Raw genomic sequence first — 24697 nt, forward strand, 5'->3', positions numbered from 1 at the left:
GCCGACTTAAGAGACAAGGGTTTTAAATTATTTCAATAAATCAGATAAGTAATCAACTAATTTTGATTGATGACACTCTATTTGTTCACCTGTAGCGCGTACTTTACATTCAACAATCCCCTCGGAAGCCAACTTACCAACCGTAATACGATGAGGAATCCCAATAAGATCACTATCGGCAAATTTAACTCCCGCACGTTCATGTCGATCATCGTATAGGACTTCAAAACCAGCATTACTTAGTTCTTCATATAACTTATCACCTAATTCACGCTGTTCATCCTTTTTGCTATTTAGAACAAGCAAATGAACTTGAAACGGTGCAACTTGTGCTGGCCAAGTAATTCCGCGCTCATCATGGTATTGTTCAACCACAGCTGCCATTGTACGAGATACGCCAATACCATAGCAGCCCATAATGACAGCTTCGGACTTACCTTGATCATTTAAGTATTGAGCACCTAACTTTTCAGCATAATGCTTTCCGAGCTTAAAGACTTGTCCGATCTCAATTCCTTCAGCAAAACGAATCGTACCTCGACCATCTGGAGACGGGTCACCCTCTTGAATAAAGCGAAGATCGGCATAGGTTGCAGTTGGAAAATCTCTGGTAGGGTTAACGTTTTTGTAATGTACACCTTGTTCGTTGGCACCACAAGTCACATTGGCTACAGCCCGAACGGCATAGTCACAAATGATCTCCACTTGATCAGGCGCATTGATTGGACCAAGTGAGCCAAATCCTGCACCGAGTAGATCGATGGTCTCTTGTTCTGTAGCAAGCTCGACTGACTCAGCTTGCAAAAAGTGCCGTAACTTGATTTCATTAACTTCATGGTCACCTCTTGTAATGGTTAAAACGAAGCGATCATCTACTTTAAAAAGTAATGATTTCAACCCTTCCTCTAAGCGATGTCCTAAATAATCTGCTACTTCCTTCATCGTTTTTTGATTTGGCGTATCGACCTTCGTTAAAGGTAGCATTGACTCAGTTGACTGCTGATAAATATCTAATACTTCAGCCATTTCTATATTGGCTGCATAGTCTGATTGATCAGAAAAAGCGATCGTATCTTCTCCAACCTTTGATAATGCCATAAATTCATGGGTATCTTTTCCTCCCATTGCTCCCGAATCAGCGATGACAGCTCTAAAATCTAACCCAACCCGTGTGAAAATACGACTATAAGCTTGGTACATATCTTGATAGCTTTGGTCCAAGCTTTCAAACGAATCATGAATCGAATAGGCATCTTTCATAATGAATTCGCGACCTCTCAGGAGTCCAAAACGTGGTCTACGCTCATCTCGAAATTTCGTTTGAATTTGATACAAAGTCAAAGGTAACTTTTTATAGCTTTTAACCTCATCACGAATGATACTGGTCACGACTTCTTCATGTGTTGGTCCAAGGACAAAGTCGCGCTCATGTCGATCATTTAACCGCATTAATTCTGGTCCCATTTTGTCCCATCTGCCAGACTCACGCCATAAATCCGCTGATTGAAGAGCAGGAAGCAAGACCTCGTTAGCTCCGATCTTATCCATTTCTTCGCGAACAATCGCCTCAATTTTTTGTAAAACACGCTTTCCTAAAGGAAGAAAGCTGTATACACCTGAAAAATTTTGTCTAATATATCCTGCTCTAAGTAACCATTGATGGCTAGCTGCCTCTGCATCTGCAGGGGTTTCTTTCATAGTAGGGATTAATGTCTTACTTTGTCTCATCTTAAATTCCACCTTCTAATCATATCAAATCTACCTTGGCGTATTTGCGCCAGATTTTATCGAGCTTCGCTTGCTAACATTCCGCTAAAAATCTGTGGCATCCGCCGAAGGCTTCACCTTAATTTATCCAGGATTTTCCTTTCGCTGAATGATATACAAATAGCGATTCCTCACCACTCATAGTAGTGGAAGACTTCTGCTGAATGAAGTTAAAACTTATAAAAATAAACGTTGAATATCATTCCATGTTACGATAATCATAAGTAACATTAATAAAGCAAAACCAACAAAGTGAACTAAGCCTTCCTTCTCTGGCGCAATAGGTTTGCGTCGGATTGCTTCTATTCCAACAAATAAAAGTCTGCCCCCATCCAAAGCTGGTAAAGGTAAGAGGTTGATAATACCTAAATTCACACTTAAAGCCGCAGTCCAGTGGATAAAATTCCAAAAGCCTGTTTGCACAATTTGATCTGTTGCATCATAGATCCCAACAGGTCCAGATAACATATCAACTGAAAACTGTCCTGTAACTAACATACCTAAATTGACTAAAATGAGCTTTGAATATTGATAAGTTTCTTTCAAACTATGGGGAATGGCACGAATAAAAGATTTTTCAATGTGCGGTGTTACTCCAATTTGCCCAAACTTAAGCTCTTGCTGTTCAACTAGTCGAGGGACAACAGTAAGTGCCAACGTTTCACCATTTCTGATTACCTCCATATTAAGTGGCTGCTCAGGATAATCTCTAACAATGGTTTGGAACTCTACCCATTTAGAGATAGGTTCACCTTCAATAGCTATTATCTCATCACCTGTTTGAAAACCTGCTTCTTGGGCAGGACTATTAAGGCTAACTTCACCAATGATAGCTTCATCAACAGTTATACCATTAAATGCTCCTAAGAAAAAGAACAGCACAACAGTTAGGATAAAATTCATTAATGGACCAGCAAATAATTGCATTGCACGCTGACTTTTTGTTTTACCCGCAAATTGACGATTATAGGGCGCAATCTGAGTTGGCAGCTCATTCATCATATAGTTTGCATCTTCTGCCACCTGAAATTTCTGAATATTGTCTTCGCCAATCAACGACCCTCTTATCACTAATTCATGGGTCAAATCAGCACTTTCAACTTCAATAATTTGAGCCGTGGGATGTTTATCTTTATTATTGATAATAATCTGATTAACCTTGCTGCTATCATTGAAGGTAATACCAATATGCTGCCCAGGCTTTAATTCGATAAGCTCTGGATCGTCTCCCGCAACTCTAACATATCCACCCATTGGTAAAATACGAATTGTGTAAAGGGTCTCTCCTTTTTTAGTCGAGAATATTTTGGGGCCAAATCCGATAGCGAATTCTCTAACAAGCATGCCTGCTTTTTTGGCAAATATAAAGTGGCCAAATTCATGAACAAATACTAATAGACCAAACATTAAAATAAAGGCTATAATCGTATTCACGAGCTTCTCTCCTTTTATACTAGCAATTTACGTGTTCAATAACTTTACGTCTAATTTCAACATCAAGTGCATGAATGGTTGCTAAATCAGGAGCAACAATGGAATCATGCTCAGCCATTACTTGCTCAACTAATCGTTCAATGTCCAAAAATGGAATTTGTTCCTTGAGGAATAAACCAACCGCCTGTTCATTTGCAGCATTCAATACCGTTGGCATTGAACCACCTGTTTTCCCAGCATGATAGGCCATTCTTAAACAAGGGAAACGATCGAAATCCATTTTCTCAAAATGAAGCTTGCCAAGCTCAACTAAATTAAGCGACTTGGCCTTTTTAAGCGGGAGTCGATTCGGGTAGGAAAGTGCATATTGAATCGGAACTCTCATGTCAGCATAACCCAACTGTGCTATGACACTACGATCAACAAATTCAACCATTGAGTGAATCGTGCTTTCTTTATGTAAAATAACATCAATTTTATCATATTCGATGTCAAATAGCCAATGGGCTTCAATGACTTCGAGCCCTTTATTCATCATGGTAGCTGAATCAATTGTTATTTTAGCCCCCATGCTCCAGTTCGGATGGTTAAGTGCATCAGCTATCGTTACGTTACGCAACTGATCCCTACTTAAATCGCGGAAGCTACCACCAGAAGCTGTAATAATTAACCGCTCCAACTTAGCCGTGTCTTCACCTTGTAAGCATTGAAATATAGCAGAATGCTCACTATCTACGGGTAAAATATTGACACCATGCTGCTTAGCTAAAGCCATGACAAGGTGCCCCGCTATGACCAAAGTCTCCTTATTCGCGAGTGCAATTGTCTTTTTAGCTTTAATCGCCTCGATTGTTGGTTCTAGTCCGATCCTTCCCATTACCGCATTAACCACCAGATCAACTTGGTCATCTGTACTGAGCTCAATTAAACCGGCTACACCAACTACAATTTTAGCACGATCAACATAGGATGCTAAGGCTTCTTTTATCTCCTCTGTCGCCACTGCAATTCTTCGAGGTTGAAATTCTTTAATTAACGGCAGTGCGACTTCAAGATTCGTTCCAAACGCCATACTATGAAGGTCAAAGGCTTCACGATGAGCTCTAATTACCTCTATGGTTTGAATGCCAATTGAACCGGTTGCACCTAATAAGGCTATCTTTTTCAACATCTCACTCCCTTTACTTTATGATACGAATTGAATAAAATGCAAAAACGGGAAGACAAACAACCAGCTATCAAACCGATCAAGGATGCCCCCATGTCCGGGAAGAATCCATCCTGAGTCTTTGACAGCATAATTCCGTTTAAAAGCAGATTCAACCAAATCGCCAACTTGTCCAACCATACTAGCAAGACCAGACACAATAATGACAAGCATAAGGGAATGGGAGACAGGGTGGATAAGATGAAAAATAACTCCTACCACAACAGCTAGTAAAATACCTCCAACAGCACCTTCTATCGTCTTGTTTGGGCTAATCTCAGGCCATAACTTACGTTTACCAAAAAAACGACCTGAGAAATAGGCTCCAGTATCTGTTGCTAAAATAACAACAATACCATAAAAGATGTATTCGAGTCCGATTGACTGTGTTTCAATAAAATAGTGAAAGCCCAAACCGATGTAGATAGCTGACAAAATCATAAAACCCGCATCTTCAAAGGTAAATTTATTCTTTACTAATACCGTGTATCCTAGCAATAGTAAAGCAGTCATTAAAATGATTTCAAGCTGATAAGCATGAAACCAAGCAATGATTATAAATGGATAGTCAGGTAACAATAAGGTCCAAAGTAAGACCATCGTCATTAACATAGGGATCGGATAGGCAGTCATTTTCCGCATTTTAAGCAGCTCATAGAGTCCAATTGTACTGATTAAAAACATGACAAGATAAAAAGGCCAGCCCCCAATAAACACAAATGGAAAAAATAATAATATAGCGACAAGCGCAGTAATAATTCTTGTTTTCATAATTGTAACACCTTCTTCTAAGCCTCAAGCCCACCGTATCTTCTTTTTCTTTGTTGGTATGCTAACAAGGCTTGCTTAAATTCTTTTTCATTAAATGCTGGCCAATGAACATCAGTAAACCAAAATTCCGTATAAGCCAGTTGCCATAGTAAGAAATTGCTTAAACGAATTTCACCGCTCGTTCGGATGAGCAAATCAGGCTCCGGTAAACGAGCTGTAAATAACCGATCACTTATCATTGCTTCATTAATATCTTCAACAGAAATATGATTTGCTTTCACATCTGCAGTAATTGACTTCACTGTTTCAACTAGCTCTGACCGACTTCCATAGTTTAACGCAATATTTAAAATTAACCCAGTGTTATCCTGGGTACGGTCTATTGCATGTTGGACGGCTTGTTTGGTGTGCTTTGGAAGATCTTCAAAATGTCCGATCGTTTTAATCTGGACATTTTCCTCAATCAGCTCAGGTAAATACGTATCTAGAAATTCTTTAGGTAACATCATTAAGTAGTCAACTTCCTGCTTCGGTCTTTTCCAGTTCTCGGTTGAAAAAGCATAAAGAGTAAGAACCTTGATACCGTAGCCATTTGCTAATTTTACAATTCGTTTGATGTTGTCCATACCTTCCTTATGACCGGCAAACCTAGGTAATCCACGTTTATTGGCCCAGCGGCCATTTCCGTCCATAATAATCGCGACATGATCGGGTACAATTTTTAATTGATCAAGATCTTGCTCCATTTGCTGATTCCTTTTATCTTTAAAGGGCCATTTTAAAAATCCCATATCTTTTCCCCCATTGCCTGCATAAACTTACACATAAATTGAAACTTCGTTCAGTGGGTTTTTTTCCATCCTCCACTGAATATTAGTTGAACCAATCGGGCCGTTACTGGCTGTTGAATCTCCCACTTACACATGACCTGTTCGCTTATTTCTTGAAGTGGGAGGATTACAGAAGCCCTTCGATGGGGCGAGTAATCGCAGCCCCAGCCAGCTACACTGCGATAAATTAGAGACTGTTCAAACTATCATGACAAGATATAGCTGATGTCTCTTCCGTGTTTTTTCACCACTTGCATGTCAGTAATAAGCGCGTGGATGACACGATCTGTGGTTATATTCAGTCATTTGACTTTGTAATCAAATATGTCTTGGCGTATTTGCATCCAGATTTTATTGAGCGAAGCTCGATATAATCTGTGATATTCGCCGAAGGCTTTAACTTGAGTCAGCCGGGGTTTGAACCCTCTGTAAAAGGAATGCAAACTTGTAGAAGCGGGCGACTTCGGCTGAATGAAGTTAACACCTTTATACAGTTTACCATGTTATAGCCCGAGATTCACTAAGAAACTGTTTAAAAGATTATCCCCTTTAATCGAATTTTAATCATCGATGAGATTACCTTGATATAATCGATCACAGTAAGTAAATAATTAAGTTAATCCTATATCCATTGATGATTACATGGATACAATGACAGCAACTAACTGACACGAGTGGCAGCCTGTCATACAATGCGCACCTTATCGAGCAAAAGGTATTGCTGTTTGATTTATTTACACTTAGTTAATCTATCATGATCATATCATATTGCTTATCCAACGGCTATCCTTAGCAGACTAAGGCATTATTGTACAAAGAAAAAAGGTGGAACAAAAGACTGATCTTTTGTCACACCCTTTCCAAGCACGATCACACTTCCATAATTTCTGCTTCTTTTTCTTTCGTCAAATTATCTATTTTACTAATAAATGCATCGGTTTCTTTTTGGACATCGTCCTGATAATCTCGAAGATCATCTTCAGTGAGATCACCATTTTTCTCAGCCTTTTTAAGTTGATCATTCGCATCGCGTCGGACATTACGGATTTGCACCTTTGCTTCTTCAGCAAACTTTCCAACCACTTTAACTAGTTCTTTGCGTCGCTCTTCAGTTAAAGGCGGAATAGAGATTCGAATGACATTACCATCACTAGATGGCGCTAAACCAAGATCAGCTTTTTGAATCGCTTTTTCAATTTCACCAATAGAAGACTTATCAAAAGGTGTAATCATTAATAGACGTGCCTCTGGAACAGAAATAGTCGCTAGTTGATTTAACGGTGTCGGTGCCCCATAATAATCAACAAAGACACTATTCAGAATCGCTGGGTTCGCACGTCCGGCACGCACTGTTGCTAAATTTTTAGAAAATGATTGAATAGCTTGCTCCATTCTTTGCTTTGCTTCTTTAATTACATGATCAGACATCTTTAATTCCTCCTAATAATCGTTCCGATCTCTTCCCCGAGAACGGCTTTTTTTATATTTCCTTCTTCAGCTACCGAAAAAACTAATAGAGGTATATCATTATCCATACATAGTGATGAAGCGGTTGAATCCATTACCCCCAGCTCATCATTAAGCATTTGCATATAGGTAAGTTCTTGATATTTTTCAGCACTAGCGTCTAGCTTCGGATCAGCCGTATAAACACCGTCGACATTGTTTTTAGCCATAAGGATCACTTCTGCATCGATTTCGGCTGCTCGTAAAGCAGCTGTCGTATCAGTTGAAAAATATGGATTCCCTGTACCTGCGGCAAATATAACAACACGTTTTTTCTCTAAATGCCGAATCGCTTTTCTTCTTATATATGGTTCTGCAACCTGTCGCATTTCAATTGACGTTTGCACACGTGTTTGAATACCATAATTTTCTAAGCTATCTTGAAGTGCTAGAGAGTTCATCACTGTTGCTAGCATTCCCATGTAATCTGCATTAGCACGCTCCATGCCCATTTCACTACCAACTTTACCTCTCCAAATGTTGCCCCCACCTACTACAATAGCTATTTCTACTCCTAATTCGGCGACTTCTTTTACTTGTCTTGCAATTGATTGAATAATTTTAGGTTCAAGCCCATAGCCAAGTTCCCCACTTAGTGCTTCCCCACTTAATTTCAATACAATTCTTTTATAGCGTGCTGTCGTCATAATAACCTCCATTATGTAGAATTTACTTATATCTTACACTATCTTCTTAGATGAAACAATGATCATCCTAGATAGGATATTCCTCACTATGACATTCATCTCACACTTTGGAGTGGTGAGACTTCTGCTAAATGAAGTTAAATACTTGATTTCAAAATGCTTGTTCAAAGTGTTAGCAAATGATAAGCGTCGCAAGCCTTTGTTCACTTGTTTTTCCGCAATTTCAAGATCTGACGGTATACCGTTTGTTACTCAAACTGCTATGACCTAAAAGCTTGAAGAAAAAATCGATACGTTTACAATCGTTTTGACAAATAACCCCATATACTAATAAAGTGAAACTTCATTTAGTAGGCGACGCATAGGATGTGCTCGTGCAGACGTTGCGACACACGTCGCGAACGTAGTCAGCTTTCTATCTCCCTCACTGAACGTCATTTGAACGAAGCGGGCCGTTACTGGCTGTTGGATCTCAGACATGACATGTTCCCTTATTCTTGAAGTGGGAGTCTTACAAAAGCCCTTCGATGGGCGAGTAATCACAGTCTCAGACAGTTACACTGCGATAAAAATTTCTAAAGAAAAGGGAACACGATGTGCTCCCTCCGAACTTCACACTACCGTTGTTAAAAGTAGCTCATTATTTCTTCATTTGGTTTCTAACTTCTTCAGCAAAGTTATCTTCACGTTTCTCAATACCTTCGCCTACTTGGTAACGTGTAAAGGCTTGAATCGTTGCACCTTTATCAGCTACTAATTTTTCAACCTTTTGGTCTGGGTCTTTTACAAAGCTTTGTTCTAATAAACAAATTTCTTCAAAGAACTTACCTAGACGTCCTTCAACCATTTTTTCAACAATTTTTTCTGGTTTACCTTCATTTAAAGCTTGTTGCTTTAAAACTTCGCGTTCTTTTTCTACTGTGTCTGCATCTACAGCATCACGTGAAACGAAACGAGGGTTTACAGCTGCAATATGCATAGCAATGTCTTTAGCAAATGCTTCATCAGTCGTGCCTTCTACGACCGTTAAAACACCAATTGTTCCACCCATGTGAATGTAAGCACCAAATGCATCTGCATCTGTCTTTTCAGCGATGACAAAGCGACGAAGTGACAGTTTTTCACCGATTTTAGCGATATTGTTGTTAATAAATGTCTCAACAGTTTCACCATTACCATGTAATGGTTGTTGTAATGCTTCTTCGACTGAAGCAGGTTTTTGGCTAAGTAGATGCTTAGCTAGCTCTGTTAATAAAGCTTTAAACTGATCATTTTTTGTTACAAAGTCTGTTTCACAGTTAACTTCTAATAAGACAGCTGTATTTCCGTCTGTTAAAGTGTAAGCAGACCCTTCTGCTGCAATACGATCAGCCTTTTTAGCAGCTTTAGAGATTCCTTTTTCTCTTAAATAATCGATGGCTTTTTCCATATCACCATTTGTTTCAGTTAATGCTTTCTTGCAGTCCATCATACCTGCACCCGTTTTTTCACGTAGCTCTTTTACCATACTTGCTGTAACGGCCATTTTAGTTCCTCCTTAAATATACTTCATTTAGCATTAGTATTTACTTAAATCATTACAGACATAAATGATGCTTTTAGGCTGATAAAAAGGTGATAAAAGGTTCCCCTCTTATCACCTCTCAAAACCTTTTTTATTCTTCTTCAGTAGTGGCTTCAGTAACTTCAGCAGCTTCTTCTACAACTTCTTCTGAAACTTGAGCTTCTACTTCTTCAGTTTCTTCACCTTGTTTAACTTCTAAAATAGCATCCGCCATTTTACTTGTTAACAATTTAACAGCACGAATCGCATCATCGTTTGCTGGAATAACATAGTCAATTTCATCAGGATCACAGTTTGTATCGACAATTCCAACGATCGGAATATTAAGTTTGTGTGCCTCTGCAACCGCGATACGCTCTTTACGAGGGTCTACGATGAATAAAGCATCAGGAATTTTTTTCATTTCTTTAATACCGCCTAGGAATTTCACAAGGCGTTCTTTTTCTTTTAACAAACCTACAACTTCTTTTTTAGGAAGGACATCAAATGTACCGTCTTCTTCCATACGCTCAATATCTTTTAAGCGGTTAATACGTTTACGAATGGTACCAAAGTTAGTTAATGTACCACCTAACCAGCGTTGGTTAATATAGAATTGACCAGAACGAATAGCTTCTTCTTTAACAGACTCTTGAGCTTGTTTTTTTGTACCAACAAAAAGAACTGTTCCGCCATTTTCTGCTACTTCTTTAATGAAGTTATATGCCTCATCAACCTTTTTCACTGTTTTTTGTAAATCAATAATGTAAATGCCGTTTCTTTCCGTAAAAATGTATTTTTTCATTTTCGGATTCCAACGACGTGTTTGGTGTCCAAAGTGCACACCAGCTTCCAATAATTGTTTCATTGAAATAACTGCCATCTTACATTTCCTCCTAATTTGGTTTTTATCCTCCGCTTACTTCATTTTTATAGGATAACTGATTAACGCTCAGCACCATTCCTATCATCCATAAGCGTGTGTAATTAACACCAGAAGTAAATATACCACATTGAACTACGACAAGCAAGGCTTTTATTCGCTTTTTTGCTAGATTTGATTCGCATTGGATAAAATGTCACGTCTTTATCGCAGTGTAACTGGCTGTGGCTGCAATTACTCACCCCATCGAAGGGCTTTTGTAAGACTCCCACTTCAAGAAATAAGGGGATTTCTAAGTGGAGATCCAACAGCCAGTAACGGCCCGATTGGTTTAACTAACGATCAGTGAGGGAGAGAGCATGCTGACTAAATTTCGCGACGTCGTGTCGCAACGTCTGCGTTAGCACATCCTATGCGTCGAACCCCCACTACTTTATGTCTCCGATTGACAGGATTATTTTGATGTAGTGCTACTATGAAATTTAACAAGTAATTCTACTTCTGTTTTACCCCGATTTAATTTTTTTGCAATAGCTTCAACACTCTCGCCATTACTATACAGAGAGAGTACTTGAGCGGCAAAGGATTGCTCAAACTTATCCTGCTGCTCAGCGATTTGAACAGGTTGATAGCTTGGATACCGCTGCTCATTTGTCGGTTTATCCTCTGAATCAACTGTTTCACTTGTAAGAGGGGGGGTATGAGCATTATTCGACTTGGCGTGTGAATGATTCGTTATCGAAGCATTATCGTTTATGTGTTTAATCATTTTTTCATTTTCTTCACGTAATTCTAATAAGTAGACGGCTAATAAGTCCTCTATCTCTTTCTTTTCCTTCGTTAAATCAGCGAGTACCTGTTCTGGTCGGGCTAGTTTTTCTTTTAATTGTCTAATGATGATCAATGAAATAGCATGTAATAGAAAACTCAAAAACAATAGAATATAGAACATATAACTCCCTCTAACCGTTTATATCAATTTTTTTACCCAAATAGGGGTGTTCTGGTGACTTACCGTGAGTCTTAGCTAAATGAGAATGAGAACGAGGTTGTTTCTCTTCCTCTTGTTGTTTTTGCTTATCATTTTTGACTTGTTTTTTTTGCTCGAGTTCATTTACCGTTTTTCGTTTGGCCTCATCTGACTGAATTTGAGCCGATGCAAGCATATCCTGCATGAACTGACCTCGTTGCTGAAGCTGTTCTTGAATCTTACCTGCATCTTGAGTTCGTGGTAGACCAACCTGCATTTCTACTGCTTTCCAACTCATTTAACTCACTCCCTCCAGAACCTATAATGGGATAATTTGAATTTCTCCTTCTTTGATATAAACCTGTGTGAATTTGTAATTTGTTGTCGTTGACTTTTGATATTTACCAAAGCGTAAGTTTACATTCGGATACATGGTTCCTTTAACAATTAGCCGAGCTTTTTCTTCATCACCAATTTGCACATGCAGTGATTCAATCTGTGTATCAATTTTGCTCAACTTACTTTCAGTTACTTGAATCGTGTTACGTTGCTTTAACAATAGGATACGTTCTTTTTGTGTCAACCCACCTGACTTGGCTTTATTTTCTAGCTTTGCCCCTAAAGCCTTAAGCTTCTCAAGATCATTCAATAACGTTTTTTTGGCTAACTCTAACTTTGTTTCCAATAAAAATTGCTCTTGATCAATCCCAATCGCAATTTCGGTCTTGGTGTCCATCCGATTTCCAACATCTCTTGCAACGATGGTTACCCCAGCAGAGCAAACACCACCGACAATATTACCAGACTGGCAGAAAATGTGTTCTTTTGCGACGCAGTGGCTATGCATAATTGAGTTTTGGACAACAATGTTATTTTCCGCATCAACATTGGCTTGATTAATATAGCCAATGTTAACGTTCCCACCAGCTTTAATCGTTCCTTTTTTTAAACCAGAGATTCCTTCTGTAATGGTAATGTTTCCTCCTGCTTCAATCTGACTCGCTTCAACTAAACCATAGATTTGGATATCTCCATCAGCTTTTACTCGATAGCCTGATGGAACATTGCCACGGATGGTTACAGAACCAATAAAATCAATATTTCCTGTTTGCATGGTTAAATCACCAGAAATTTCATAGGTATCAAAGATATGAATCTTGCTTCCAGCGATACTTAATTGACCATCAATCATGGCATAGAACGTTTTGGATTGTTCATCGTAACGTACATTTTTCCCTGCGATCATTTTGATAGGTCGACCTTTTTTAGCAGGAAGATTCTTACCGAAAATATCACGACCTGCCTTTCCTGGAATTGGGTCTGTTATAATCGCAATTTTTTCATCACTTGTCAATGAAGGAATTTTTTTGACATCTCGAAAATCTCTCTTCTCATCGACACCAAAGTAATCATCACGATCACAGACAAAGTCAATTTTTCCGTCAACCCCATGCTTTGGTTCTACACCCGTTGCAACATTAATTGGGAAATAGCCTGGATCACATTGCTTGGTTAGCTTTTGTAGATTATCCTCGTTATAGCCAAAAATGATTTTATGGGATGCTAACCATTCTTTCATCATCTTTTCACTTAGTTCGTCTGGGTTATATTCTGCTAGCATATGAATCGATGCTGACATTTTATCAGCTGCTATCAGCAAATCAAAATACTCGTTTAAATCCTCCATATCAAAATCTCCTTCAACTTATCATTTAAGCATGGCAGCTTATTAAGATAGTGCATTTTTTAATTTAAATATCGCCTGCTTATGAATTTGCGATATTCGAGATGTCGTTAGAGATAACACTTGACCAATTTCTGTAAAAGTAAGCTCATCTTGATAAAATAAACTGATAACAAGCTGTTCATTTTTATTTAGCTTACTTATAGAATTCGCCAAATATTGGTAATTCTCCTCTTTTAATAATCGATCTTCAGGTGTTAATTGTTGATTGTCAATAATGGTATAGCCCAAACTTTCTTTAAAATCATCTGGGCTATCCCCAATTTTCTCCTCAATTGAGAGCAAATTAGCAAACCAAACATCCTTATAGCTCGATTCTACATCCCTTACTTTTAAATTTAAATATTCAGCTATCTCGGCGGCCGTGGGCTCACGATGATAAAGTTGGAATAGTTCCTGTGTTGCTTGTTCGATTTTTTTTGCCTTTTCTCTTGTTGATCGTGGCAACCAGTCTTCTTTTCTCAGGCCATCAATGATCGCTCCTCTAATTCGAAAAGAGGCATATGTATCAAATTTCAAATCGCGTTCTGGTTCAAATTTTTGTAAAGCATCATATAACCCCAAAAATCCCAAACTTCTTATATCATCTCTTGCTACATTTCGAGGAAGGTTGACTGAAATCCGCTGCGTATGATAATCGACTAAATACATATAGTGTTGAACGAGTCGATTGGCAGCTTCAGCATCTTTATGATCTATCCAGTTTTTCCATATTTGCTCGATCGTTAATTGCTCTGCAACCAACCTAATCGCCTCACTTTCTAAATTTCTTTTGTTCCTTGGCTAACCGTTCGTACACTTAGTCGAGTTGTCTCAGGAGAAAATTCAATCGTTCGACCACTATTTCCATAAACATCTTCAGCTATAATAGGAACGCGATAAGCCTTTAATGCCTCTTTTACGGCATCTACATTACGAACACCAACTCGAAGCATATCATTTGAAGAGCTAAACGAAAACATCTGAGCCCCTCCCGCTATTTTAGCCTTTAAAGCAAATTTCCTTGCTCCATCTTCGAGTAACGTATTGATCAAAAGTGGTATCGCTGTATCTGCATATTTAAATGGATTGAAAGCTGACTTCTTGGCTGAAGTAGAATCTGGTAGCATCACATGAGCCATTCCTGCCATTTTTAATGTGGCGTCATAAACGACAACGCCAACACAAGATCCTAAGCCTGATGTACGCAAAACGTCCGGTGATTTTGCAAATTGTAAGTCAGCAATTCCAACTTTAATAACTTGACCAACCATGGCAGTCACTTATCCATAACACCTAATTGGTTGAAAATCTTCGGGAAGGAGTCCGGATCTGGTAATAGGAAAAAATGCCCCCGAATCGGTTGATTGTGATCTTCTTGATCATCAATAATAGTCTCAATAATAATGGCGTAGTCACTAACCTGTGATAATTCTAGTAAACCTTCTGCTAGAATCGCACCTGCCATATCAATTGTAAGTAAAGGTACAGATGGTTGTAGTAGCACATTGATAAAATCAGAGAGTGCAGATAGATAAGAACCCGCCAAAATATTTCCCATCTCTTGTAGCGCCGATAGTGCCATATCATTAGGTTCAGCATCAGTAATTGAAAACTCAGTTAACCCCGTCATCTGTTTAACAAAACCATTTGCTTCTTCGGGTGATAAAACGAAAAACATATTGCCAGGTGCATCGCCTTCAATTCGGAGAAATACAGCAGCAATAATTGTTTCTGGTCCACCAGCAAGCTCCATCATCTCATTGTAATCAACGACTCTAACAGCCGGAACATGCATGTCCACCTTACGATTTAATAGCATTGACAAGGAAGTAGCAGCATTACCAGCCCCAATATTGCCTATTTCTTTAAGCGTATCGATTTGATAGTCTGTTAATGACTCAATAAATGACATAAATTACACCTTCTGTACATCAGAATGAGTGGTCGATTTTATTTCTTCATGGGATAATACTTTATCGATATTTAATAAAATCAATAAACGATCATCATGTTTGGCTACACCGTCAATATAATCAATCGAAACCGATCCGACCGTTTCTGGGGCTGGCTCTATTCTTTCCTTTGGTATATCGATGACATCATAGGCTGCATCGACAATAAGACCTACGTCCATATTATTATGCTGAATAATAATCGTTCTTGTGCTGTCAGTGTATTCCTGAACTTCAAAACCAAACCGGCTGCGCAAATCAATGATGGGTGTTACAACCCCGCGAAGATTTAATACACCTTTAACAAAATCAGGTGTTCCTGGAATACGCGTGATGTGCATCACCCGTTCAATTGATCCGACAAGATCAACGGGCATTGAATATTCTTCGTTAGCTAATTGAAAGACAATTGACTTTATAAACTCCGTTGTTCCTCCTACCATAGTCCTCACCCTCCTATTTAATTAGAGCATTTGTATCAACAATCAATGCTACCTGTCCATCACCTAAGATCGTCGCACCTGAAATAGCAAAGATATCGGTTAAGTAATTTCCAAGCGATTTCAATACTACTTCCTGCTGTCCAATGAATGTATCAACAATTAAACCTGCCATTTTCTCACCTTGTCGAATAATAACAACTGAATAATAGTCATCTTCTTCTACGTCCCCTGGGACTTCAAAGACTTCTTTTAATGAAACAAGGGGAACAACCTTTCCTCTGAAGTCAATAACCTGCTTGTTATGTGCATGCATAATGTCCTTTTTATGAACAATAGCTGTTTCGATTATCGACGAGAGTGGAATAGCGTATTTTTCATTTTGCACTTCTGTTAACATGACTGAAATAATAGATAAGGTTAATGGTAATTGAATTAAGAATGTTGATCCTTCATTAAATGAAGAATTAATCGATATATTACCTCCTAAAGATTCTATCGTATTCTTAACGACATCAAGTCCTACACCACGCCCAGAAATATCAGAAATTTTATCTGCTGTTGAAAAACCACTCTCCATAATTAGTTGGTAGACTTGTTTATCCGTATAACCATTTGCTTGTTCTCTCGTAATGATGCCGTTTGAAATTGCTTTTGTAATGACTTTTTCCCGATCTATTCCTGCGCCATTATCCGATATTTCAATAAAGACATGGTTACCACTGTGGTAGGCATTTAATTTTAAAATCCCTTCTTCTGGCTTACCCTTTTGCTTTCTTACTTCTGGCGTCTCAATCCCGTGGTCTAAAGCATTACGAATTAAATGAACAAGTGGATCACCGATTTCATCAATTACTGTTCGATCTAGCTCTGTCTCAGCGCCATAAATTTGCAAATCTACTTTTTTGTTTAAGTCTTTCGTCAATTGACGTACCATTCTTGGAAAACGGTTGAATACTTGATCAATCGGAACCATCCGCATATTTAAAATAATATTTTGTAAATCACCTGAAATCCGTGACATATGCTCAACCGTCTCTTGAAGCTCAGCATCACGTAATGAGCTAGCAATTTGCTCTAATCTTCCACGATCTATAACTAACTCTTCAAATAAATTCATTAACGCATCTAATCGCTCAATATTGACACGAATGGTCCGATTACTAACTTGTGACTTTGTTGTTTCCTTACCAGAATTTGCTTCACTATTATCCTGTTGTACAGCATTAGATTGGGTCTGAGTATATTCATTTTGTTCACTGATATTGTCGAGAGATAGCTCAGCAACGACCACCTCTTCAATTTCTGACACCTTCATAATTTTTTGTTTAATCATATCGGGTGTATCTTTAGTCACAAGGATAACATTAAAATCATACTCAAATTGTTCATCTTCAAGCTCCGTAACTGATGGCGTTGATTTAATCACTTCACCTATCTTTTCGAGTATTTCGAATACCATGTAGACACGAGCAGCTTTAAGTAAGCATGACTCTTGCAGTCGTACTGTTACTTGATAATTCGCAAAACCTTTTTCTTGTGATTGCTGTAAAACAGTTAATTCAAATTGGTCAAGCTGTTGTTCAATTTGGACAGAAGCCGACTGATTCACTGTTACAGCTGCCTCCTCATTAGCGGTGACTACTTCACCTGCCTCAATGGCTTGGAGCTGATTTACAAGATTTGTGACATCTTGCTTACCTTCCCCACCGTCTGTGATATCAAGGACCATGGATTCTAGCACATCAACTGCATTGAACACTACATCAATAATATCTGAATTCAAGGTAATCTTGTGATGGCGAACAGCATCCAAGACGTTTTCCATTTTATGAGTTAAATCAGCTAAATCCTGAAAACCCATGGTAGCGGACATACCTTTCAACGTATGCGCAGACCTAAATATTTCGCTTACAATTGTCAGATTACTAGGTTCTTTCTCTAACTCTAACAAATGCTCATTTAACGCTTGAATATGCTCTTTACTCTCTTCGATAAATACATCAAGATACTCATTCATTTCCATGCTATTCACCTCTGACTTTCAATTGATTAACCATCGTTTCTGCAATGTCTGGAAGTGCGACAACATAATCTACTAATTGCGTTTTTTCAGCTGCCTGAGGCATCCCGTAAACGACACAGGTTTCTTTTGACTCAGAAACGACAATTGTGTTTTCCTTACTTGACTTCATCTCAATCAGACCATTTGCCCCATCTGTACCCATACCTGTCATTACAACGGCTAAAAGCTGTTTATTTCTGAGCTGAGCCATTGATTCAAATAACACATCGACAGACGGTTGGTGACCGTTACGGTTACCTTCTCTTGAAACCTTAGCTTGTAAACCTTTAAATGTTTCTATAATTCTAAACTGAAAGCCGCCGGGTGCAATATAAGCTGTACCATTCTCCAATAACTCACCATCTTCTACTTCTCTGACGCGAATATCAGACAATTGATCTAAACGATTAGCTAATGAATGGGTAAATCCAGCTGGCATATGCTGAACAATAGCAATTGGAGCTGGGATATCTTTAGGAAGTCTCGTTAAAACCTGTTGTAAGGCCCGTGGACCTCCTGTTGATGTTCCGATTCCTACCAAGAAACCCGTCTTATTCTTTTCTTTTATTAAGTTTGGTTTAAACCGAAAAGAAGGGATGGGCTTAGTATTAGAATTAAGCTTATTTATGTTGCTTAGCTGGGCTTGAGAAGCGTGTATAACCTTACTTATAATTTCGGCTTCTTTCTCACGAATGTTTAGTGATATTGACCCAGATGGCTTAGCGATAAAATCAACCGCACCTAATTCCATAGACTCAAAAGTTTTGTCTGCCCCTTCTTTGGTTAGGCTAGAAAGCATAATAACAGGCCTTGGTTTAGTCTTCATAATTTGAGCTAGGGCAGAAATCCCATCCATAATCGGCATTTCTATGTCTAATGTAACGACATCGGGATTAAGTTGATCAATTTTAGCCAATGCATCTTGACCATTTCGGGCTGTATCCATTACCTGAATTCGGCTATGTGATGTTAATATATCTGAAATGATCTTTCTCATAAAAGCAGAATCATCTACGACCAATACTTTAATGGTCTGATCCATGGTTATCTACCTCTCTTTAAGCAGCCTCTTTAATTTTGTAATAAATGATGAAGGACTTTTATCATTGTCATTCTTATCTGTCTGATTTGATACGTATTTCATTGCAATCTGGTTTATAGCACGAGTAGCAGGGCTGCGCGTATCAAACATTGAAAAGGGAATTTGTTTGATAACAGCTCGTGATACCTTTTTGTCAAAGGGGATCATGCCGAGTACATGAAGCGTTTTAGCTAGAAACCGCTCTGAAACTTTCTGTAATCGTTGAATAATTTGCTGTCCTTCCTTGGCATTCTCTACCCGATTAACGAGTAAATAAAAAGGTAACGACGCATTCCTTTGATGAATATGCTTCATCATCCCATAAGCATCCATCATAGCAGTAGGTTCAGGTGTAGTCACGACGATACATTCGTCAGCAGCTAGAATGAACAGTAAACTTTCATCTGAAGCCCCTGCCCCCATATCAAAGAAAACATAATCATACTCGGAAGAAACTGTTTCAAATTGATCGATAAAATAATTAAACTTTGCTTCATCTAAACTAAAAAGATCTGAAAGTCCTGATCCAGCTGCTATGTAATTGATGGAATGTGGACCATGCTCAATAATATCATGTATAGGCAATTGCTTATCAAACATCTCTACAATGGTTGTATTAGCTTGTAAACCTAACAAAATGTCTATATTACCCATACCGATATCTAAATCAACAATTAACACTGCTTTACCCTGCCCTGCTAGTGATAAGGCAAAATTTAAGGTAAAATTCGATTTTCCTACCCCACCCTTACCACTAACGACTGCTATCGTTTTTGTCTGTCGTGTGGTAGTAAGCCTATTCATTCTTTTTCGTAAGTTGCTTGCTTGATCATGACTCATCATTATTTTGTGGTCCTATGACAAGCTCAGCCAGTAAATCTGGCGTAGCTTGTTTAATATCGTCGGGTACATCCTGACCATTCGTTAAGTAAGCAACACCTATCTGGTATCGGTAGGCTAAATTTACCACAGTTCCAAAGCTAGCTGTTTCATCTGTTTTCGTTAAAATTAAGCTGGTAAGGGGGATCGTCTGAAATTGCTTAAAAATCGCTAACACATCACTTGCTTTGGTTGTCATGGATAAAACGAGATAGGTTTCGATATCTTGCTCGAGATCTACAACCTTACCTAGCTCGGCAACATATTTTGGGTTGCGAAAATTACGTCCGGCAGTATCGACAAAAACAAGATCATACTGTTGAAATTTAAGTCTTGCTTTTTGATAATCTTCCGTCGTATACGCAATTTCAATCGGTATATCAAGGATTTTAGCATATGTTTTTAATTGTTCAATAGCTGCAATTCGATATGTATCAGCTGTAATCAGGGCGACCTTTTTATTGTCCTTTAGCATACTCATAGCAGCAAGCTTGGCAATCGTCGTTGTTTTTCCTACTCCTGTTGGACCGACAAGATGAATAAACTTTTTCTGAAAGCTTATTGATTTGACCTGATATTGAGAGAAGAGATGCTTAAGCTTCTGTTTTAATAAGATTTTGGCTTCTAAATAAGTATAATCACGTGAGCCAGCTTCCTCAATTGTTTCTTGGATAAGGGTTTGGGCAATCTCTGATTCTACCTCTTGCTCGACCAGTAGCTCTAATAATGATTCAAATGCCGCAGGAAACGATGGTCGTTCGTCCTGGCTAGTCTTTGCTTCCACCCATTTTCTAAGTGAACGTAATTCTTCCAGGACAATAGCCTGTTGCTTATCATCGTGCTTTAATGTTGTTTCTTTCTTCTTAAGCGTTGGCTTAATTTGAGGCTGTTTAGTGACTGGTTTGGGTTCAACTGCAGCTACCACCTCGATATTTTTCTTTTTAAACAAGCCAAGTAATCCACCTGTGTAGATTACTTTGGAGTTTAGTATAACCGCATCACTACCTAGCTCTTTTCTAACTTGTTGCATGGCTTCTGGCATTGTTGGTGCAATATATTTTTTTACTTTCATCCAGCTTTCACCACCCCAACACTTTGAACATCTAAGTTTGGTTCTAATTCATTATAAGATAATACAACAACTTGAGGGAAGAATCGATCAAGTAATTGTTTCATATACATTCTAATCGTTGGAGAGCATAAGATAATTGGTATTTCTTCTTGCAACGATACTTGCTCAACCTTCTCAGAAACGGATTTAATAATTCGCTGCTGGCTATCAGGATCTAACGCTAGGTAATTGCCATGTTCAGTTTGTTGAACATGATCCGCTATCATTTGTTCTACTTCACCTGCAACCGTTATTGCTCGTAACGTATTTGCTCCACTTGCATACTGTTTGGTAATTTGTGAAGCGAGAGCTTGACGGGCATATTCGGCTAATAGATCAGGATCATTCGTCATTTTACCGAAATCTGCTAATGTTTCAAAAATAACCGGTAAATTCCGAACAGACACTTGCTCTCGTAAAAGCTTGGCTAATACTTTTTGAATATCTCCAATACTTAACGGCTCTGGTGTTACTTCTTCTACTAAGATCGGATAACTTTCTTTCAGATGATCGACTAATTGCTTTGTTTCTTGACGACCAAGTAATAAGTGCGCATGCTTTTTAATGATCTCAGTAATGTGGGTTGATACAACGGAAGGTGGATCAACGACGGTATATCCAGATAATTCAGCATCATCTTTCAGTTCTTCTGTTATCCATTTTGCCGGAAGGCCAAAGGCTGGTTCGATCGTATCAATTCCCTCTAATTCATCCTGATCCAAGCTTGGTGTCATCGCTAAATAATGGTCTAGCATCAGTTCACCTTGGGCTACTTCGTTCCCTTTTACTTTTAACTGGTAAGCATTTGGTGGTAACTGAATATTATCACGAATACGTACAACAGGAATGACAATACCGAATTCTATGGCAAGCTGCCGTCTAATCATAACGATGCGATCCATTAAATCACCGCCTTGATTAGTATCTACTAACGGAATCAACGCATAACCAAACTCGAATTCAATGGGATCCATACTAATCAGATCAACCACATTTTCTTGGGACTTAATCTGCTTACTCGATTCTTCCTCTTCTTCCACTGCTTGATCTATTGGTACTTCTTTGGCTGTTCGATCTAGTAGATAGCCTCCTATAAGCAATACAGCACTGATTGAGGTTGTTAACCAAAAATTAATAGGTGTCAGACCAATTAAGAAAACCGTCCCACCTGCTATGTATAGTAACTTTGGATATTGAAGTAATTGCCCTGTAACATCATTACTCAAATTACCTTCTGAGGCAGCCCTTGTCACTACGATACCCATCGCAGTCGAAATTAACAAGGCTGGAATCTGACTTACTAATCCATCACCAACTGTTAATTGCATATAAGTAGACATGGCTTCCCCTAAAGACATATCAAATTGCATAACACCAATAATGAGACCAAAGATAACATTAATCAGTACGATGATAATACCAGCGATTGCATCACCTTTTACGAATTTACTAGCACCGTCCATCGCTCCATAAAAGTCTGCTTCTCGCTCGATCTTTTGACGTCGTTCCTTTGCCTGTTGCTCATTAATTAACCCTGCATTCAAGTCTGCATCAATACTCATTTGCTTACCAGGCATTGCGTCTAAGGTAAACCTTGCGCCAACTTCCGATACACGTTCACTACCTTTCGTGATAACAAGAAATTGAATGATAATCAGAATAATAAATACAACCAAACCTACCAATGGGTTATCTCCAATAACAAAAGAACCAAATGTATCAACTACATTACCAGCATCAGCTTCACTTAATATTGAACGTGTTGTCGATACATTCAAGCCTAATCGGAATAAGGTCATCAATAATAAGAGTGAGGGCAAAATGGAGAATTCTAGCGCCTCCGACGTATTCATCGCTACTAAAATAATAATTAATGAAATTGAAATATTTACTAAAATAAGGATACTAAGTAGCCACCCCGGCAAAGGGATGATTAACATAATAATAATGGTTATTACAAACAATAATACTGATAGATCTCTAGGCTTCATATTAGTCTCTCCTTACAAGCTGTATTATGCTTTTCGTTCAACCTGATATACGTAAGCTAAAACCTCCGCCACAGCTTGATAAAACGTTTCATTAATCACATGTCCAATTTCTATTTCAGCGTATAATGCTCTTGCTAAAGGGCGATTTTCTACAATTACCACATTGTGATTTTTAGCTATATCACGAATCTTAAACGCGACATAATCAACACCTTTAGCAACAACATAAGGGGCGTCCGCCTTTGTTTCATCGTACTTGATCGCAACGGCATAATGGGTTGGGTTTGTAATTACCACATCGGCGTGGGGTATCTCACTCATCATCCGCCGCATCGCCATCTGACGCTGCCGTTCCTTGATTTTTGATTTAATCAATGGATCCCCTTCGATATTTTTATACTCATCTTTTATATCTTGCTTTGACATTCTAATATTTTTTTCATAGTCATATCGCTGATAAGCATAATCAAATACGGCTAAGATAAGTAGGGCAATAGCTGCTGAAATTCCCATTGTCGTAACGGTTTGCCCTAAAAAGGAAAGTGCCCCATCTAAACTACCAAATGAAAGCATCATAATCTCATCTTTATTTGACCATAAAACATAGAAAGTAATCGTACCTACAATAGCAATTTTAAAAACAGATTTCAACAGCTCTACTAGCGCTCTCAACGAAAAAATTCGCTTAGCACCAGAAATCGGGTTAATTCGGTCAAGTTTCATCTGCAAAGGCTCTGTTGTATAAAGAAAACCCACCTGAATAATATTGGCTGCTAAACCAATGACTAGTGCAATCCCCATAATTGGTGCAATGGTTATAGCAATATAGGATAGGACATCAATAAAAATAATGTGAAGCTGATCAAATGTTATCTCCCACGACAAATATTCTGTGAAGACTTTTTGGTATAGTCCTGTTAGTCGTTCCTTCCAAAAGGGTCCGATTATAATAAAAGCAATAAAGATAAAAAACAATAACAAGGCAGTATTTACATCCTGGCTTTTAGCAACTTGACCTTTTTTTCTAGTGTCTTCACGCTTTTTTGGAGTCGCTTTTTCTGTTTTTTCACCTGAAAAAAATTGCAAGTCCAATCGTAATTGAGACATAGTAGCTAGACCCCTCCTAAAATACGCATAAAGACTTCTAGTATTTCAATAATATAGTTAAATAATCGTTGAACTAAACTAATATATAAGGTCATAAACATTCCTAAGACAAATAATGAAACCGTGATTTTAATCGGAATACCTACCACAAAAACATTAAGCTGTGGTACCGTTCTTGCTACAATTCCTAAAGCAACATCGACTAGAAAAAGGCAGCCAACAATCGGTATTGCCATTTGGAAGGCGATTAAAAACAATTGAGTAAATGTAGTCAAAACAGTTGTAATGTAACCATTTGAGCCTATATGAATGAGCTGATCAATTTTGATTAAGTCAAAGCTATAAAAAGCACCATTAATAAATAGATGATGACCATCTACAGCTAGTAAAAATAATAAGGCGAACATATGGAAGTATTGCCCGATTACCGGACTCTGAGCACCAGTTTGCGGGTCAACGACATTCGCAATGGCAAACCCCATTTGAAAATCAATGAACCCACCGGCAATTTGAACGACTGATAAAACAAGATAAGCTAGTAGTCCAAGTATAATACCAACTAATACCTCTTTAAAGATTAAGATAACATAGGCTAAATCAATAGTAAGTTCAGGTATATCAATGGATAACACCATGATCAAGCTCATGAAAAAGGCAAAGCCAACTTTAAACGGGTTTGGAATGTTACGATATGAAAAAATAGGCACAGTAGCTATAAAAGCAACAATTCGAGTGAAAATGAGTAAGAAAGCAGGTAAGCTATTGAGATCAAATAGTGTCAGCATTT

23 protein-coding genes are annotated in these 24697 nt (G+C 38.3%); all 23 read right to left on the reverse strand.

Features of this window, described 5'->3' with window-relative positions; all coding sequences use genetic code 11:
- Positions 1-27: 27 nt before the first annotated feature.
- On the reverse strand, positions 28-1728 hold the full coding sequence (locus tag ASE01S_RS03595; RefSeq protein ID WP_067838497.1) for a proline--tRNA ligase: 1701 nt from the start codon (positions 1726-1728) through the stop codon (positions 28-30).
- A 216-nt stretch (positions 1729-1944) separates the two neighbouring features.
- Positions 1945-3201, reverse strand: a complete 1257-nt coding sequence (gene rseP / locus ASE01S_RS03600) for an RIP metalloprotease RseP (RefSeq protein WP_067838499.1) — start codon at positions 3199-3201, stop codon at positions 1945-1947.
- A 19-nt stretch (positions 3202-3220) separates the two neighbouring features.
- The gene (dxr, locus tag ASE01S_RS03605; protein WP_067838501.1) at positions 3221-4369 is read right to left on the reverse strand and encodes a 1-deoxy-D-xylulose-5-phosphate reductoisomerase; all 1149 of its coding nucleotides are present in this window, start codon (positions 4367-4369) and stop codon (positions 3221-3223) included.
- A gap of 18 nt (positions 4370-4387) precedes the next feature.
- The gene (locus ASE01S_RS03610) at positions 4388-5179 is read right to left on the reverse strand and encodes a phosphatidate cytidylyltransferase (protein WP_067838507.1); all 792 of its coding nucleotides are present in this window, start codon (positions 5177-5179) and stop codon (positions 4388-4390) included.
- Between the two features lie 17 nt (positions 5180-5196).
- Complete coding sequence (gene uppS, locus ASE01S_RS03615) at positions 5197-5970, reverse strand: undecaprenyl pyrophosphate synthase (protein ID WP_067838509.1); 774 nt, start codon at positions 5968-5970, stop codon at positions 5197-5199.
- 909 nt (positions 5971-6879) lie between these two features.
- Complete coding sequence (frr, locus tag ASE01S_RS03620) at positions 6880-7437, reverse strand: ribosome recycling factor (RefSeq protein WP_067838512.1); 558 nt, start codon at positions 7435-7437, stop codon at positions 6880-6882.
- Positions 7438-7439: 2 nt separating this feature from the next.
- Complete coding sequence (pyrH, locus tag ASE01S_RS03625; RefSeq protein ID WP_067838516.1) at positions 7440-8162, reverse strand: UMP kinase; 723 nt, start codon at positions 8160-8162, stop codon at positions 7440-7442.
- A 640-nt stretch (positions 8163-8802) separates the two neighbouring features.
- Positions 8803-9687 carry a translation elongation factor Ts gene (tsf, locus tag ASE01S_RS03630; protein WP_067838519.1) on the reverse strand — a complete coding sequence of 295 codons (885 nt, stop codon included), beginning with the start codon at positions 9685-9687 and terminating at the stop codon, positions 8803-8805.
- 130 nt (positions 9688-9817) lie between these two features.
- Positions 9818-10588, reverse strand: a complete 771-nt coding sequence (gene rpsB / locus ASE01S_RS03635; RefSeq protein ID WP_067838523.1) for a 30S ribosomal protein S2 — start codon at positions 10586-10588, stop codon at positions 9818-9820.
- A 454-nt stretch (positions 10589-11042) separates the two neighbouring features.
- A complete protein-coding gene (locus ASE01S_RS03640; RefSeq protein ID WP_067838527.1) occupies positions 11043-11540 on the reverse strand; it encodes a DUF6115 domain-containing protein in 498 nt (165 codons plus the stop codon).
- A 10-nt stretch (positions 11541-11550) separates the two neighbouring features.
- Positions 11551-11856, reverse strand: a complete 306-nt coding sequence (locus ASE01S_RS03645; RefSeq protein ID WP_067838528.1) for a hypothetical protein — start codon at positions 11854-11856, stop codon at positions 11551-11553.
- Positions 11857-11877: 21 nt separating this feature from the next.
- On the reverse strand, positions 11878-13245 hold the full coding sequence (locus ASE01S_RS03650; protein WP_067838530.1) for a flagellar assembly protein A: 1368 nt from the start codon (positions 13243-13245) through the stop codon (positions 11878-11880).
- Between the two features lie 42 nt (positions 13246-13287).
- A complete protein-coding gene (locus ASE01S_RS03655; RefSeq protein WP_067838532.1) occupies positions 13288-14046 on the reverse strand; it encodes a FliA/WhiG family RNA polymerase sigma factor in 759 nt (252 codons plus the stop codon).
- 17 nt (positions 14047-14063) lie between these two features.
- Complete coding sequence (locus tag ASE01S_RS03660) at positions 14064-14555, reverse strand: chemotaxis protein CheD (protein WP_067838896.1); 492 nt, start codon at positions 14553-14555, stop codon at positions 14064-14066.
- A 5-nt stretch (positions 14556-14560) separates the two neighbouring features.
- Positions 14561-15196 carry a chemotaxis protein CheC gene (locus tag ASE01S_RS03665; protein WP_067838538.1) on the reverse strand — a complete coding sequence of 212 codons (636 nt, stop codon included), beginning with the start codon at positions 15194-15196 and terminating at the stop codon, positions 14561-14563.
- 3 nt (positions 15197-15199) lie between these two features.
- Entirely contained in the window at positions 15200-15679 is a 480-nt protein-coding gene (locus tag ASE01S_RS03670) for a chemotaxis protein CheW (RefSeq protein WP_067838541.1), read from the reverse strand.
- 13 nt (positions 15680-15692) lie between these two features.
- Positions 15693-17702, reverse strand: coding sequence for a chemotaxis protein CheA (locus tag ASE01S_RS03675; RefSeq protein ID WP_067838544.1), 2010 nt, complete (start codon positions 17700-17702; stop codon positions 15693-15695).
- A 1-nt stretch (position 17703) separates the two neighbouring features.
- Entirely contained in the window at positions 17704-18783 is a 1080-nt protein-coding gene (locus ASE01S_RS03680) for a protein-glutamate methylesterase/protein-glutamine glutaminase (RefSeq protein ID WP_067838546.1), read from the reverse strand.
- 6 nt (positions 18784-18789) lie between these two features.
- Positions 18790-19665, reverse strand: a complete 876-nt coding sequence (locus ASE01S_RS03685; protein ID WP_245630316.1) for a MinD/ParA family protein — start codon at positions 19663-19665, stop codon at positions 18790-18792.
- Entirely contained in the window at positions 19652-20773 is a 1122-nt protein-coding gene (gene flhF, locus ASE01S_RS03690) for a flagellar biosynthesis GTPase FlhF (RefSeq protein WP_067838549.1), read from the reverse strand. Before flhF ends, ASE01S_RS03685 begins: the two co-directional genes overlap by 14 nt.
- Positions 20770-22803: a flagellar biosynthesis protein FlhA gene (flhA, locus tag ASE01S_RS03695; protein WP_067838551.1), complete on the reverse strand. Its 2034-nt coding sequence runs from the start codon at positions 22801-22803 to the stop codon at positions 20770-20772. The genes flhF and flhA overlap by 4 nt, the downstream gene beginning before the upstream one ends.
- A 24-nt stretch (positions 22804-22827) precedes the next feature.
- Positions 22828-23910 (reverse strand): flagellar biosynthesis protein FlhB, encoded by a 1083-nt coding sequence (gene flhB, locus ASE01S_RS03700; protein WP_067838554.1) that lies wholly within the window; start codon positions 23908-23910, stop codon positions 22828-22830.
- 5 nt (positions 23911-23915) lie between these two features.
- Entirely contained in the window at positions 23916-24695 is a 780-nt protein-coding gene (gene fliR / locus ASE01S_RS03705; protein ID WP_067838556.1) for a flagellar biosynthetic protein FliR, read from the reverse strand.
- Positions 24696-24697: the final 2 nt, after the last annotated feature.

Origin of the sequence: Amphibacillus sediminis NBRC 103570 (assembly GCF_001552275.1) — a bacterium.
Taxonomy (GTDB): Bacteria; Bacillota; Bacilli; order Bacillales; family Amphibacillaceae; genus Amphibacillus_B; species Amphibacillus_B sediminis.

Coding starts and splice junctions, on each gene's coding strand:
- ASE01S_RS03595 (WP_067838497.1), bottom strand. CDS start 1,728: ATGAGACAAAGTAAGACATTAATCCCTACTATGAAAGAAACCCCTGCA.
- ASE01S_RS03645 (WP_067838528.1), bottom strand. CDS start 11,856: ATGAGTTGGAAAGCAGTAGAAATGCAGGTTGGTCTACCACGAACTCAA.
- ASE01S_RS03640 (WP_067838527.1), bottom strand. CDS start 11,540: ATGTTCTATATTCTATTGTTTTTGAGTTTTCTATTACATGCTATTTCA.
- uppS (WP_067838509.1), bottom strand. CDS start 5,970: ATGGGATTTTTAAAATGGCCCTTTAAAGATAAAAGGAATCAGCAAATG.
- ASE01S_RS03670 (WP_067838541.1), bottom strand. CDS start 15,679: ATGGTAGGAGGAACAACGGAGTTTATAAAGTCAATTGTCTTTCAATTA.
- flhB (WP_067838554.1), bottom strand. CDS start 23,910: ATGTCTCAATTACGATTGGACTTGCAATTTTTTTCAGGTGAAAAAACA.
- frr (WP_067838512.1), bottom strand. CDS start 7,437: ATGTCTGATCATGTAATTAAAGAAGCAAAGCAAAGAATGGAGCAAGCT.
- flhA (WP_067838551.1), bottom strand. CDS start 22,803: ATGAAGCCTAGAGATCTATCAGTATTATTGTTTGTAATAACCATTATT.
- ASE01S_RS03685 (WP_245630316.1), bottom strand. CDS start 19,665: ATGATGAGTCATGATCAAGCAAGCAACTTACGAAAAAGAATGAATAGG.
- ASE01S_RS03675 (WP_067838544.1), bottom strand. CDS start 17,702: ATGGAAATGAATGAGTATCTTGATGTATTTATCGAAGAGAGTAAAGAG.
- ASE01S_RS03665 (WP_067838538.1), bottom strand. CDS start 15,196: ATGTCATTTATTGAGTCATTAACAGACTATCAAATCGATACGCTTAAA.
- fliR (WP_067838556.1), bottom strand. CDS start 24,695: ATGCTGACACTATTTGATCTCAATAGCTTACCTGCTTTCTTACTCATT.
- flhF (WP_067838549.1), bottom strand. CDS start 20,773: ATGAAAGTAAAAAAATATATTGCACCAACAATGCCAGAAGCCATGCAA.
- ASE01S_RS03650 (WP_067838530.1), bottom strand. CDS start 13,245: ATGGAGGATTTAAACGAGTATTTTGATTTGCTGATAGCAGCTGATAAA.
- ASE01S_RS03660 (WP_067838896.1), bottom strand. CDS start 14,555: ATGGTTGGTCAAGTTATTAAAGTTGGAATTGCTGACTTACAATTTGCA.
- ASE01S_RS03680 (WP_067838546.1), bottom strand. CDS start 18,783: ATGGATCAGACCATTAAAGTATTGGTCGTAGATGATTCTGCTTTTATG.
- rpsB (WP_067838523.1), bottom strand. CDS start 10,588: ATGGCAGTTATTTCAATGAAACAATTATTGGAAGCTGGTGTGCACTTT.
- pyrH (WP_067838516.1), bottom strand. CDS start 8,162: ATGACGACAGCACGCTATAAAAGAATTGTATTGAAATTAAGTGGGGAA.
- tsf (WP_067838519.1), bottom strand. CDS start 9,687: ATGGCCGTTACAGCAAGTATGGTAAAAGAGCTACGTGAAAAAACGGGT.
- ASE01S_RS03610 (WP_067838507.1), bottom strand. CDS start 5,179: ATGAAAACAAGAATTATTACTGCGCTTGTCGCTATATTATTATTTTTT.